The sequence below is a fragment of the Pseudomonas shirazica genome (assembly GCF_015168335.1).
GTDB lineage: Bacteria > Pseudomonadota > Gammaproteobacteria > Pseudomonadales > Pseudomonadaceae > Aquipseudomonas > Aquipseudomonas asiatica.
The window spans coordinates 4,052,614-4,065,665 of record NZ_CP063456.1 but is presented as its reverse complement, the minus strand read 5'-3'; the positions used below and the strand labels follow the sequence as shown (position 1 = coordinate 4,065,665).

The following is a 13,052-nucleotide window of genomic DNA, read 5'->3' as shown; positions in this document are numbered from 1 at the left end:
CGGATGCCGAGTCATGCTCTCAACCGACGAAGCGGGTCGTAATTGTTGGTGCTCCTCCATACCGGGAACTGCTGAGCAAACCTGCAGCGTGCTGACCAGAGCGTTGAGCCGTCGAGGCGTCTAGGAAGAAGAGGTGTGCCAGTTGTATATGGCTTCATCGTGAATGCTGTCATCGTCGTGGCGATTCTTGATTCAGTTTTTTATGCCAGCGCCACTTCCACGAGATAGGGCAGAACTTGCCCTGCCTCTCCGATCAGCATCAGTTCCTTGGGCTTGTCCATGCTGACGTCGATCGGGTTGATGTGGATGACCAAGGCGCCTGCCGCCAGGGCGAGGTCCGGCAGACTGGCGGCCGGCATGACCACGCCGGAGGTGCCAATCGACAGCAGCACGTCGCACTGCCGCGCCGCCTGCGCGGCGGCTTTCCAGGCGCCTGCCGGCAGGTCTTCGCCGAACCACACCACACCCGGACGCAGCCGGCCATTACAGTGGCTACAGCGCGGCGGTTCGACCAGTTCACCTTCCTGGGAAACGGACTGCTCAGCGCCAGTGGACTCGGCGGGGCGGTGGCAGGCGAAACACTTGGGTGTGATCAGGCTGCCATGCAGGTGTACGACGCCCTGGCTGCCAGCGCGCTCATGCAGGTCGTCGATGTTCTGGGTAATCACCGTGAGGTGGCGTCCGCTGCCGGCCAGGCGGGCGATGGCGCGGTGCGCCGCGTTCGGCTGGGCCTGCAGCATCTGTTGGCGTCGCCACAGGTACCAGCCCCACACCAGCGCCGGGTTCTCGCGAAACGCCTTCGCCGTTTCCAGGCGCTGCGGATCATGGCGCGCCCACAGCCCCGTCAGTTGATCGCGAAACGTGGGAATCCCGCTTTCGGCGGAGATCCCCGCGCCGCTGAGCACCACGACGTGGCGCGCCTGCCGCAAGGCGGTGGCGGCGTCTGCGAGCACGTCCATCGACAGTTGGCCTCCTTCGCTAGGGCCTGGATCAACTTAGCGGGGCTCGCCGGTCATACCGACCCACAAAGCGAGTGGTCTGGCGAGTCTAGGGGCACCTGTCAGCCACCGTCGCGGAACCAATCGTTGCGGCTGACCAGGCCCAGGTCCGCTTCGCTGGAGTTGGGGTCGCTGTCGAACAGGTGCACGGTCCGTCGCTCCTGTTTGAGGTAGGCGAGGGTGGTAAAGAAGCAGCGCTCGCACAGGTGCACTTCATAGCGTTCGCCGTCGTGCGCCGTCCCATAACCCCACTGCGCCTCCAGCGTCCCGTACTGCAGGTTGCCATTCGTCAGCCGGGTGGACGCATCGCAGATATCGCAGCGCACATCGATCACGGCGTGCTGTTCCACGCGTCCTAGGATTTTCATGGGGCTGCCTCGTTTGCCAGCGTTCCTTTAAGCGTAGAAGCCGGCGGCTTATGCAATCGGCCATCGGTCGCGCGGGGACAGGTGTGGCGGGTGGCATTGTCCGGGGGACTGCCGCGACGTTTGACTACACTGAACAGTGGATGCGCTCCTCGCGCTGTGCCCAACGCACGCAGACCAGAGCGCCCCGAGTGTCGGTCCGGGTTCGGCGAAGGCCGCCGCCGATGGCGTGTTACAGCCGTTCCCGCGGTGTTACAGCCGATTATTTCGTACCGATTGAGCGGTACGAAATTACAGGTGTACAGCGAGCTGTTCTGAACGCTCAACCGGCCGGATACTGAGGTGTGAGAAGCCTGCATTCTCAAACCCCAAGGGTCAAAAGGGCGGTCGGTGAGGTATCCGGCGGTATGGAGGGCAGGCCATGAACGATCCCGAGCGCTATCGCCAGGCGGGTCGGCGTGAAAGCACTGGCCGCCGCTATGCGCGGGTGATCGAACATTTCGAAGGGGAATGGGGTGGGCTGCTGCCGGCCAGTCCCGCCAGTGTGGCGCGCTACCTGGCGGCGCATGCCGAACATTTCTCTCCGGGTACTCTGCGTACGCACTTGGCGGCGTTGGCCCGCTGGCATCAAGAGCATGGTTTTGTCGACCCGACCAAGGCACTGGCCGTGCGCGATGTGCTGCGGGGCATCCAGGCATTGCACACCCGGCCGGTCCAGCAGGCTGAACCGCTGCAACTGCAGGAACTGGAAGCCTGCATCCAGGTACTGAAAAGTGAGGAGGAGGGCGAGCAGCCTGCTTTGCGTTTGCGTGCTTGCCGCGATCGGCTGTTACTGTTGCTGGGCTTTTGGCGTGCGCTGCGTAGCGACGAGCTGTGCCGCTTGCGCATCGAATTCACCCGGCTCGAACCGGCGAAGGGGCTGACATTGTTTCTGCCCAGCAGCAAGACTGATCGCGCTAACGTGGGGCGGCAGCTCAGCGTGCCTGCACTCAATCATCTTTGCCCTGTCCAAGCCTACGAGGACTGGCTGGGTTGTAGTGGGTTGTGTGAAGGTCCATTGCTACGCAACGTCGACCGCTGGGGGCGGTTGGGTGAGGGGCTACACAGTTACAGCGTGTCCCGAATCCTCCGGCGGATTTTGCAGCGCAGTGGGCTGGGGGCAGTGGGTTTCAGCGGCCATTCGTTGCGTCGAGGGTTTGCCACCTGGGCCAGTGGCAATCAGTGGAGCGTGAAGGCGCTGATGGACTATGTGGGTTGGCGAGATGCGCAATCAGCATTGCGCTATGTGGAAGCGGATGCGCCGTTCGGAACCCTACGCCGCTGAGCGGGTGGTGGGAATTCCGCGGAGGAGTCGAGGGGTATTACGTTATCGGGTAGCCTGCTAGTGAGAAAGCCATGATGAATCCTGACACTCGTAGGGTCGGTTTGATCGAATCCAACTGTCGGCCCACAGCCTATTTGATTGGGCTCCAGACAACGCCACTGAGCTCGCTGGCCTTGTACCAACTCGTGTGCACAGGCTTTGCGCTGTCTAAAGTGAAAGCCATGGTCGCATCTTCGCCGTTGTACGGGACTGCGTCGGTACTGGATCGGATTCTCGGGCACTCAAATCGCAGTAGGCAAATCGGGCCCGGTGTTCTGCTCAATGCTCGGCAGAGTGCAACAGCTCTCCAATATGCCCAGGTGTTAGAGCACGCAACAGCAGTTTTCGGTAGTCAGCAAATGGCTGAGCAATGGCTCGGAAAATCTTGCAGATACCTTGCTGGCCACGTACCACTGGATATTGCTGGTAACTGGTGGGGTTTCCAGGCTGTTGAGGAGTATCTTCAAAAGATCGAGTTTGGGATCTATCACTAATCGATGCTTCATGATTAGAGGTGATCGCTTTATGCATGGTTCATCAGGGCTAAATTGTGCAAGCCTTAAATGTCGCCTTCTATTTTATCTTGACGGTGGTTGAGCGCGTGCTTGGTTGTGCATGTATTCAGTGATCAGGTTGCTGAAATTCATTTCGGCCTCTTCAACGAGTATGTTGATATGGCAGTATAGCTCTTCTGATGCGCGCAGATAATTGAAGACCCTCGATTTGACTATGCCGCAGACCCCCGGTTTGACAGATGTAGTGGGGATGTTAACGACATCGCCGACACTCGGAATTAGGGCTAGGCCATGATCGCTGTTGAAGATAATGTCGGCTGAGCGCGAATCAGCTCTGGCGTATGATTGGCCCTCTGAAATCTGCCGATAATCTATGCTATACCTCATGCCAAGGTGACCTCATGACGTTTGGTGAGGGGGTTGTGCGATGGATTGAAATTACTAATATTCAACGAAGAAAATTTGTCCGTTCCGGATAAGTTGAATCTATATTTTAGTGCTTGACGGTTCGGCGTTTAACGCTTCTCAAGCACATACCCTACGCCTCGAAGCGTATGTATCAGCTTGGTCTCAAATGGGTCATCTATCTTGGCTCTAAGTCTTCGAATCGAAACTTCTACGACGTTTGTATCGCAGTCAAAGTTCATATCCCACACTTGGGAGATGATCTGCGTGCGGCTCAATACCACACCTGTATTGCGCATCAGATAGTGCAGTAACGCGAATTCTTTCGTCGTCAAATCAATGCGCTGGCCGTCCCTGAAGGCTCTGTGCCGGCTCTGGTCAAGCTCTAGGTCCGCCACGCGAATGGTCTCTACGGATGCAGGGTGATCAGACCTACGCATCAAGGCGCGAACCCGTGCTAGCAGCTCAGGGAACTCAAATGGTTTGATCAGGTAGTCATCTGCACCGTTCTCCAATCCCCGGACCTTATCCGCCAGCCGGCTTCTCGCCGTCAGCATCATGATACGGGAAGGGCAATTTTTACGGCGCAGCAACTCAAGGACCTGCCAACCGTCCATCTCTGGCAGGTTTATATCTAGGATAATCAGCTCGTACTCATGCTGCTTGGCCAAGAATAATCCATCTGACCCGGTGTGGACGCAATCTACGACATAGCCACATTCTGTAAGGCCTTGACGCACATACTCCGCAGTTTTTACTTCATCCTCGATTACCAGAATTCGCATGGGATTTTGTCTCGATATCACTGAGCAATTAACCGCGCACGCGCGCCGGCATTATTGAAATGGATGGTAAATCAAAATGAGCGCCTTGGGGTTCAAATGACGGATTTGTAATTTCCAGGTAATACAGTTGATAGTCTGGCGGTATATCTTGTCGCGGTTTGGGTTTGACAGTTACGGGCCGTCTCTCCAGCAGGTGATTTGACCTTATGAAGTATTGGGTTATTTTCTTCTTTGTGTTGGCTTCATTCCGTTCAGATGACGGCGAGATTGCTCATATCGAGGAGACTGGTCACTGGTGTAGTCATGAACTACACCGGCATGTGGTGCGTACAATCGAACGCTTACTTGAATTTTAGACAAAAAAAAGGCGCCCAATGGGCGCCAAATATCCACCTTTTACCAAAGGAGCACTTAAGCCACTCAAGGTGAATTCGTAATGCTCGTTTTACTAATTGGACCAGCCGTCGAAAGACTGGTCCGTTTAGCGAATTACAGAATCGAAAGCGGGTACTCGATGATTACGCGAGTTTCATCCAGATCCGATTCAAATGCAGTGGCACGCGTGGTTGCCTGGCGCAAACGGAAGGACAGATCTTTTGCTGGCCCGGTTTGCACGACGTATTTGACCTCGACGTCACGCTCCCAACGCTTCTGATTGGTGAGTGGGTTGCCGTTGTCGTCAGTGCGCATGTAGAACTGGTTAGCGTTCGAGTAATCTGCGCCCGAGCCCCGGGCGTAGCGAGTCATGAACGTCAGGCCCGGAATGCCGTAGCTGGTGAAGTTCAGGTCATAGCGCAGCATCCAGGAGCGCTCTTTCGGCGAGTTGAAATCGCTGTACTGAATGGAGTTATCGACGAAGATCGAGTCCGACTGACGCAGGTAGTCGAAGTCGTCGTCTCCGTTGTTTCGCTGGTGCGACAGGGCCAGGGTGTGGGCACCGTAACGTACGCCGACCTTGGCACTCCAGATGTTGTTGTCGAATTCGCCCAAGCGTCGTTTACCTTCATCTACGGCTTTGTAGTAGTTGAAGCCACCGATCAGCGCCAGATCATCGTTCAATGGGTAGGCGAAGCTGGTACCGGCGTAGTACTGGTTCCAGACGTCTTTCAACTGGCTCGCGTAGACGCTCACGGTCCAGTTGTCGTTGATCGAGTAGTCACCACCACCGTATCCGATCCATGGCGAATTGACCGGGCCGCCGTAGAAGGTCACGAAGTTGTCGTTCAGGTTACTGGAGACTGGCTGGCTCATGGCGTGCAGTCGACCGCCCTGCAGGGTAAGACCTTGGATGCTGGTGTTCTCAACGGTCACGCCGCGGAAGCTTTCTGGCAGCAGGCGAGAGTCACCGGATGCAACGACTGGGGTCGATGGGAAGACATCACCCACTTTCACGATGGTATCGAACAAGCGGACTTTAGCTGCGCCACCGACCTTGGTGTACTCGTCGCGAGCTTCGCCCTTGTTATCAACGGGCAGTACGTCGAAGGAGCTCCGGCCGCCGTTGCGCCCGTCACCGGTATCAAGCTTAAGGCCGATCATGGCAAAAGCATCAACGCCGAAGCCAACGGTGCCCTGGGTAAACCCAGAGTTGAATTTGCTGATGATCGCGTGCGCCCAGGCTTCGGAGTAGCCGTTGGTATTGCCCTTGCCACTGTTGTAAGTGGGAGCGGTGCTGTCGCGGTTATCACGGTTGAAGTAGAAGTTACGGTTCAGCACTGTAAGGCTGCTGCCTTCAATGAAGCCTTCTGGCTTGTCTTCAGCTTGTGCCGAAATAGCATAGCTTCCAGACAGCGCAGAAACTGCCGCCAAATACAGTGGTACTTTGATTTTCATCCGATGCTCCTTTGATTCACGGCAGTTTTTATTATGTTTACCGACGCGGGTGTCGTTAATTGTTCTGACCCGGCGGCGCGCCTAGCGTAGCGCGAGCTCATATTTGCAGGCCGAAGATAACGGGAGGGTGATAGGACAATTACAATTTCGTCATCTGTCCGTTATTTCGCCTCTTCCCACCGCGTGTTTGCCATCTCCGTCGTTTGTAACGAAAGCCTGGTGCTGAGTTGGATTTCCCAGTATTTACGGGCATTACGGGGTTTTCTTACGAAATTGTAATTTTCTAGCCACCCCTCTGATAGCTACCGCTCATTAGAGTGCCATCACCTAATCAAGTGGGGCTTGGCAGCTGTTTCGGCGTTCTCGCCAAGCTTTATCGAAGTTTGTGCACGAGGACCATCAAAGTGCCCCGGTATAACCGCAATGTCTTATCCAAGACCTCCGTCTCGCCCTGGAAGATTGCTGCACTCTGTGCAGTCATCTCCGGTTTGATGGCACCTGCAGCTTTTGCCCAAAGCATCAGCTTGCCCCAGGCGCTTTCGACGGCCATGGATGCAAACCCTGACCTGGCTGCCGCCAGGCAAGAGATTGGCATCGCTGATGGTGCTCGCAAGCAGGCTGGGCTTATCCCCAACCCCACAATTTCGTATGACGTGGAAGACACCCGTCGTAACACCAGCCAGACGACTGTCTCTCTCAGCCAGACCCTGGAGTTGGGTGGTAAGCGGGGGGCTCGTGTTGACGTCGCCACATACGGGCAGACCGCCGCACAGCTGGAGTTAGACCGTCGCGTGAACGGCCTGCGTGCAGACGTCGTCCAAGCCTTTTACGCCGCGTTGCGAGCCCAGACAGGTCTCGACCTGGCCAAGCAATCTCTCGAACTGACTGAGCGCGGTCTTCGCATCGTCGATGGCCGTGTTCGCGCAGGTAAATCCTCCCCGGTAGAGGCCACCCGCGCCCAGGTGCAACTGGCCGAGGCCAAGCTGCAAGTTCGACGCGCCGAAACGGAGAAAGCAACCGCTTACCAACAGCTCGCTCAAATTACGGGCAGTTCAGTCACCGTGTTTGATCGACTCGAATCGCCAACCCTGTCTCCGGGCTTGCCGCCTCGTACTGAAGATCTACTGGCAAAGCTCGACCAGACCGCAGAAATGCGCCAGGCCGTGGTACAGATCGACAAGAGCGATGCCTCGCTCGGCTCAGAGAAAGCTCAGCGTATCCCGAACCTTACTGTCAGCGTAGGTAGCCAGTACGACCGCTCTGTGCGAGAGCGAGTCAACACTGTGGGCCTGTCTATGCCTTTGCCGCTGTTCGATCGCAACCAGGGCAACATCCTTTCCGCTTCTCGACGCGCAGATCAGGCCCGAGACCAGCGTAACGCTGTGGAGCTGCGCCTGCGCACCGAAACCCAAACCGCGTTGAACCAGTGGTCCACCGCCATGCAGGAGGTCGAGTCCTACGACAAGACCATTCTGCCCTCAGCCCAGCAAGCCGTAGAGACCGCAACTCGCGGCTTCGAGATGGGCAAATTCGGCTTCATCGAAGTGCTGGATGCCCAGCGCACCTTGATCGTCGCTCGTGGCCAATACCTCGAATCGTTGGCAGCGGCGACCAATGCGCGTGCGCAGGTGGAAAGGGTTTATGGCGAAGTCGGCTCAACTGCCGGCGCTCGCTGAACGGGCCAAACATTTTCTTCGGCACACAGCCTTGAACAAGCCGGTGCCTACGATCAGCAGGAGTAGCAATGGATAACAAACGCAAGATCGCCCTCGCGGTAGCCGCTGTGGCAGCCCTCGGATTTGGCAGCCTTGCCTGGAACAACAGTTCCGGACAGCAGGCCGCCAGTACCGCCGAGCATGGCGCTAACGATGGCCATGGCGACGAAAAGAAAGCCGCATCTGCCCCCAAAGAGGAAGGTGATGAGGGCCATGGTGAAGAAGGCCACAGCGAAGAGGGCGGTGAGGAAGAGGGCAAGCTGACGCTCAGCGCTGATCAGATCAAGGCAGCCGGCGTTGCTCTCGAAGCTGCGGCGCCCCGTGACTTGGGTACAGTCGTGAGCTTCCCGGGCGAAATTCGCTTCGATGAAGACCGTACTGCCCACGTGGTTCCTCGTGTTCCTGGCGTTGTTGAGACTGTCCAAGCCGACCTGGGTGAGACGGTCAAAAAGGGTCAGGTCCTCGCGGTGATCGCCAGCCAGCAGATCTCTGACCTGCGCAGCGAACAACAGGCCGCACAGCGTCGCGTCGAACTGGCGCGTGTTACCTTCGAGCGTGAGAAGCAGCTGTGGCAGGACAAGATTTCCGCAGAGCAAGACTACCTCCAAGCACGCCAGGCGCTGCAAGAAGCCGAGATCTCCTTGGCCAACGCCAAGCAGAAGGTCGGAGCGATCGGTGCTTCGGTTAACTCCGTTGGCGGTAATCGTTACGAACTCCGAGCTCCCTTCGACGCCGTGGTGGTGGAGAAACACCTGACCGTTGGCGAAGTCGTCAGCGAGGCGACCAACGCCTTCATCCTTTCCGACCTGAATCAGGTCTGGGCAACCTTCGCCGTCCCGCCTACAGATCTGGGCAAGGTCACGACTGGTCGTGCGGTGAAAGTCTCTTCGCCTGACATGAACGTCGAGGTCGAAGGGAAGGTGGGTTATGTCGGGAGCCTGCTGGGCGAGCAAAACCGTGCAGCTACTGTCCGCGTCACCTTGACCAACCCCAACGGTGCCTGGCGTCCAGGCCTGTTCGTGAACATTGCGGTCACTTCCCAGACCGATCGAGTTGCCGTAGCGGTCCCTGAGCATGCAGTGCAGACCGTTGAAGACAAACCTTCGGTATTCGTACGCACCCCAGATGGGTTTGACACCCGCCCGGTAAAACTGGGTCGTCGCGACAATGGGTACGTGGAAGTCATCGACGGTATTGAAGCCGGCGCCCAGGTAGCAACCAGTGGCAGCTTCACACTCAAGTCCGAGCTCGGCAAAGCTTCTGCCGAACACGGTCACTGATGCGAACTGACAGGATGATTTCTCATGTTTGAACGTATCATCAGATTCGCCATCGAGCAGCGCATCGTAGTAATGATCGCTGTTCTGATCATGGCGGGTATCGGTATCTACAGCTATCAAAAGCTGCCCATCGATGCGGTACCCGATATCACCAACGTCCAGGTGCAGATCAACACTGCAGCGCCTGGTTATTCGCCTTTGGAAACCGAACAACGGATCACGTTTCCAGTTGAAACGGCCATGGCCGGTCTCCCGGGCCTTCAGCAGACCCGTTCCCTGTCTCGCTCTGGCCTGTCTCAGGTCACCGTGATCTTCAAGGATGGCACTGACATCTTCTTTGCCCGCCAGTTGATCAACGAGCGGCTGCAGGTTGCGAAGGAACAGCTGCCCGAAGGCGTAGAGGCCGTCATGGGTCCGGTATCTACCGGCCTCGGCGAGATCTTCCTGTGGACCGTTGAAGCCGAAGATGGCGCGGTCAAAGAGGACGGTACGCCGTACACCCCGACTGACCTGCGCGTGATCCAGGACTGGATAATCAAGCCTCAATTGCGCAACGTTCCGGGTGTGGCCGAGATCAATACCATCGGCGGCTACGCCAAGCAGTTCCTGGTTGCGCCGGATCCAAAGCGCTTGGCTACCTACAAGCTGACCCTCAATGACCTGGTCGCAGCGTTGGAAAGTAACAACGCCAACGTCGGCGCCGGCTACATCGAACGTAATGGTGAGCAGTTGCTCATCCGTGCGCCCGGCCAGGTAGGCAACATCGAAGACATCGCCAACATCGTGATCACCAGTGTGGATGGTGCACCGATTCGCATCAGCAGCGTTGCTGACGTCAGCATCGGTAAAGAGCTCCGCACAGGTGCTGCTACTGAGAACGGCCGCGAAGTCGTGCTCGGTACCGTGTTCATGCTGATTGGTGAAAACAGCCGTACCGTGTCTCAAGCTGTCGCCGCCAAACTGGCGGACATCAACCGCACCCTGCCAAAGGGCGTGGTGGCTGTGACTGTTTACGACCGTACCAACCTGGTTGAAAAAGCCATCGCGACAGTGAAGAAGAACCTGGTGGAAGGCGCGATCCTGGTAATCGCCATTCTGTTCCTGTTCCTCGGCAACATCCGTGCTGCCCTGATCACCGCGATGGTGATTCCGCTGTCCATGCTTTTCACCTTCACAGGCATGTTCAACAACAAGGTCAGTGCCAACTTAATGAGTTTGGGGGCACTCGACTTCGGCATCATCGTCGACGGTGCCGTGGTTATTGTAGAAAACGCGATCCGTCGACTGGCTCATGCGCAGCATAAGCATGGCCGCATGCTCACCAAAACCGAACGCTTCCACGAGGTCTTTGCCGCGGCGCGAGAGGCTCGCCGGCCGCTGATCTTCGGTCAGCTGATCATCATGGTGGTGTACCTGCCGATCTTCGCCCTCACCGGCGTCGAAGGCAAAATGTTCCACCCGATGGCCTTCACCGTTGTGATGGCGTTGCTGGGTGCAATGGTCTTGTCCGTTACCTTTGTTCCTGCAGCTATTGCCATGTTCGTCACTGGCAAGGTGAAGGAAGAGGAAGGCGTGGTCATGCGCACAGCTCGACTGCGCTATGAGCCGGTTCTTCAATGGGTGCTGGGACATCGGAACATCGCTTTCTCGGCCGCGGTAGCCTTGGTCGTGCTGAGCGGTGTACTGGCAAGTCGTATGGGTAGCGAGTTCATCCCAAGCCTGAGTGAGGGTGACTTTGCGCTTCAGGCCATGCGCGTGCCTGGAACGAGCCTCACTCAGTCCGTCGAAATGCAGCAGCGTCTGGAGAAAGCGGTAATAGCGCAGGTGCCTGAAGTCGAACGTATGTTCGCACGCTCGGGTACCGCGGAAATTGCATCTGACCCGATGCCACCGAACGCCTCCGACGCCTACATCATGCTCAAGCCTCAGGATCAGTGGCCTAACCCCAAGAAGCCTCGCGATGAGCTGATTGCTGAGGTGCAGAAGGCTGCAGCGGGTGTTCCAGGAAGCAACTATGAGTTGTCGCAGCCAATCCAACTGCGTTTCAACGAGCTGATTTCGGGCGTGCGTAGTGACGTCGCTGTGAAGGTCTTCGGCGATGACATGGACGTGCTCAACAACACCGCCAACAAGATCGCGGCAGCGCTCAAAGCGGTACCGGGCTCGTCGGAAGTGAAAGTTGAGCAGACATCCGGCCTGCCGGTGCTGACAATCAACATCGACCGCGAGAAAGCAGCACGCTACGGCCTGAACATCGCGGATGTTCAGAACTCGATCGCTATCGCCGTGGGTGGTCGCCAGGCCGGCACGCTGTATGAGGGCGACCGTCGGTTTGACATGGTAGTGCGCCTGCCTGAGACCGTTCGCACCGACGTAGCGGGGATGTCCAGTTTGCTGATTCCGGTGCCTGCCAATGCGGCTCAGGGTGCCAACCAGATCGGTTTCATCCCGCTGTCGCAGGTCGCCAATCTGGACCTGCAACTGGGCCCGAACCAAATCAGCCGGGAGAACGGCAAACGTCTGGTAATTGTCAGCGCCAACGTTCGAGGCCGTGACCTGGGATCCTTCGTTGAGGAGGCGACCGCTTCACTGGATCAGAAGGTGCAAATCCCTGCGGGCTACTGGACGACTTGGGGTGGCCAGTTCGAGCAGCTGCAGTCGGCGGCCAAACGCCTCCAGATCGTTGTTCCAGTCGCTTTGCTGCTGGTCATGACCTTGTTGTTCCTGATGTTCAACAACCTGAAGGACGGCATGCTGGTCTTCACCGGTATTCCATTCGCACTCACCGGTGGTGTTGTGGCGCTGTGGCTGCGGGACATTCCTTTGTCGATCTCGGCAGGTGTCGGCTTCATTGCACTGTCCGGCGTTGCAGTACTGAATGGCCTGGTGATGATTGCCTTCATCCGCGGGCTAAGGGAGGAAGGGCGAACGCTCAGGCAGGCAGTCGATGAAGGCGCATTGACCCGTCTGCGACCTGTTCTGATGACTGCCTTGGTAGCTTCCCTGGGCTTCATCCCGATGGCTTTGGCCACCGGTACCGGTGCAGAAGTACAGCGGCCACTGGCGACGGTGGTGATTGGCGGGATCCTGTCATCCACCGCACTGACCTTGTTGGTACTCCCTGCCCTGTATCACTGGGCACACCGCAAGGATGAAGACGGCGACGAGGCCGAAGTGGTTAGCTGATAGCTGCTGCTAATGAGAAGCCCACAACACGTGTTGTGGGCTTTTTTGTTTTATATGAGGTAGATGCACTTACCTTTCAAAATTGTAAGTTTCTCGTCATGCCGGTGATGCCTATGCATTGCTAAAGTTACGCCCGAGAAGATTTGAAATTGAGAGGTTCTTATGAAAAAGCTAATTATTGCTGCTGCACTTGTTGTTTTCTCGATGGCTTCGCAGGCCAACACTTTTTCCGAGAGCAAGCAGCTGCAATACACCAAGGAACACCAGGCCGCAGTGGCCAAGTACGCGGAAAAGAATGGCAAGCCAATGCCAGAGATTCAGGATTACAAATATGGCATGAAGATAGACGTTGCTAAGTTCGTACGTCAGTCGCAGGACCCCCGTACCTGCCAGGTCTACCCACGGTTGATGACCTTCGAGGACTCCCAGGGCACGCTCAAGACTGTTCGTTACTCGATGTATTCGCAATGCATCAACAACAAGTAGTAACCGATTTGAACAGAACAATTAGAGAATTCATAAATGCCAGGCAGTGCCTGGCATTTTTTATTACGCCCGATGCCCCATAGCTTTGAAATGTTAACGCCTGGGCCGGGGTAAACCGTGC

At 57.0% G+C, this 13,052-nt stretch carries 10 protein-coding genes; 6 read left to right on the top strand and 4 right to left on the bottom strand.

Annotated elements, in window-relative coordinates:
- Positions 1–200: 200 nt before the first annotated feature.
- Positions 201–959, bottom strand: coding sequence for an SIR2 family NAD-dependent protein deacylase (locus IMX18_RS18770; protein WP_137163133.1), 759 nt, complete (start codon positions 957–959; stop codon positions 201–203).
- A 101-nt stretch (positions 960–1,060) separates the two neighbouring features.
- Entirely contained in the window at positions 1,061–1,366 is a 306-nt protein-coding gene (locus IMX18_RS18765) for a hypothetical protein (RefSeq protein WP_137163134.1), read from the bottom strand.
- A gap of 418 nt (positions 1,367–1,784) precedes the next feature.
- Between IMX18_RS18765 and IMX18_RS18760 the strand changes: the two genes are divergently transcribed.
- Positions 1,785–2,687 (top strand): site-specific integrase, encoded by a 903-nt coding sequence (locus IMX18_RS18760; protein WP_137163135.1) that lies wholly within the window; start codon positions 1,785–1,787, stop codon positions 2,685–2,687.
- 71 nt (positions 2,688–2,758) lie between these two features.
- The gene (locus IMX18_RS28295; protein WP_137163136.1) at positions 2,759–3,220 is read left to right on the top strand and encodes an MbcA/ParS/Xre antitoxin family protein; all 462 of its coding nucleotides are present in this window, start codon (positions 2,759–2,761) and stop codon (positions 3,218–3,220) included.
- 536 nt (positions 3,221–3,756) lie between these two features.
- Here IMX18_RS28295 and IMX18_RS18750 read toward each other — a convergent pair.
- Both IMX18_RS18750 and IMX18_RS18745 read right to left on the bottom strand, forming a co-directional pair.
- Positions 3,757–4,431: a heavy metal response regulator transcription factor gene (locus IMX18_RS18750; RefSeq protein WP_137163138.1), complete on the bottom strand. Its 675-nt coding sequence runs from the start codon at positions 4,429–4,431 to the stop codon at positions 3,757–3,759.
- Positions 4,432–4,920: 489 nt separating this feature from the next.
- Complete coding sequence (locus IMX18_RS18745; RefSeq protein WP_137163139.1) at positions 4,921–6,264, bottom strand: OprD family porin; 1,344 nt, start codon at positions 6,262–6,264, stop codon at positions 4,921–4,923.
- 404 nt (positions 6,265–6,668) lie between these two features.
- Here IMX18_RS18745 and IMX18_RS18740 point away from each other — a divergent pair, with 404 nt between their 5' ends.
- From IMX18_RS18740 to IMX18_RS18725, 4 genes are all read left to right on the top strand, one after another.
- Positions 6,669–7,940 carry a TolC family protein gene (locus IMX18_RS18740; RefSeq protein ID WP_137163140.1) on the top strand — a complete coding sequence of 424 codons (1,272 nt, stop codon included), beginning with the start codon at positions 6,669–6,671 and terminating at the stop codon, positions 7,938–7,940.
- 68 nt (positions 7,941–8,008) lie between these two features.
- Positions 8,009–9,259 carry an efflux RND transporter periplasmic adaptor subunit gene (locus tag IMX18_RS18735; protein ID WP_137163141.1) on the top strand — a complete coding sequence of 417 codons (1,251 nt, stop codon included), beginning with the start codon at positions 8,009–8,011 and terminating at the stop codon, positions 9,257–9,259.
- 24 nt (positions 9,260–9,283) lie between these two features.
- Positions 9,284–12,445 (top strand): CusA/CzcA family heavy metal efflux RND transporter, encoded by a 3,162-nt coding sequence (locus tag IMX18_RS18730; protein ID WP_137163142.1) that lies wholly within the window; start codon positions 9,284–9,286, stop codon positions 12,443–12,445.
- Positions 12,446–12,607: 162 nt separating this feature from the next.
- Positions 12,608–12,931, top strand: coding sequence for a DUF2790 domain-containing protein (locus IMX18_RS18725; RefSeq protein ID WP_137163143.1), 324 nt, complete (start codon positions 12,608–12,610; stop codon positions 12,929–12,931).
- Positions 12,932–13,052: the final 121 nt, after the last annotated feature.

Excerpts from the sequence above, each read along its gene's own strand:
- IMX18_RS18770 (WP_137163133.1), bottom strand. The coding sequence starts at position 959 with ATGGACGTGCTCGCAGACGCCGCCACCGCCTTGCGGCAGGCGCGCCAC.
- IMX18_RS18765 (WP_137163134.1), bottom strand. The coding sequence starts at position 1,366 with ATGAAAATCCTAGGACGCGTGGAACAGCACGCCGTGATCGATGTGCGC.
- IMX18_RS18760 (WP_137163135.1), top strand. The coding sequence starts at position 1,785 with ATGAACGATCCCGAGCGCTATCGCCAGGCGGGTCGGCGTGAAAGCACT.
- IMX18_RS28295 (WP_137163136.1), top strand. The coding sequence starts at position 2,759 with ATGATGAATCCTGACACTCGTAGGGTCGGTTTGATCGAATCCAACTGT.
- IMX18_RS18750 (WP_137163138.1), bottom strand. The coding sequence starts at position 4,431 with ATGCGAATTCTGGTAATCGAGGATGAAGTAAAAACTGCGGAGTATGTG.
- IMX18_RS18745 (WP_137163139.1), bottom strand. The coding sequence starts at position 6,264 with ATGAAAATCAAAGTACCACTGTATTTGGCGGCAGTTTCTGCGCTGTCT.
- IMX18_RS18735 (WP_137163141.1), top strand. The coding sequence starts at position 8,009 with ATGGATAACAAACGCAAGATCGCCCTCGCGGTAGCCGCTGTGGCAGCC.
- IMX18_RS18730 (WP_137163142.1), top strand. The coding sequence starts at position 9,284 with ATGTTTGAACGTATCATCAGATTCGCCATCGAGCAGCGCATCGTAGTA.
- IMX18_RS18725 (WP_137163143.1), top strand. The coding sequence starts at position 12,608 with ATGAAAAAGCTAATTATTGCTGCTGCACTTGTTGTTTTCTCGATGGCT.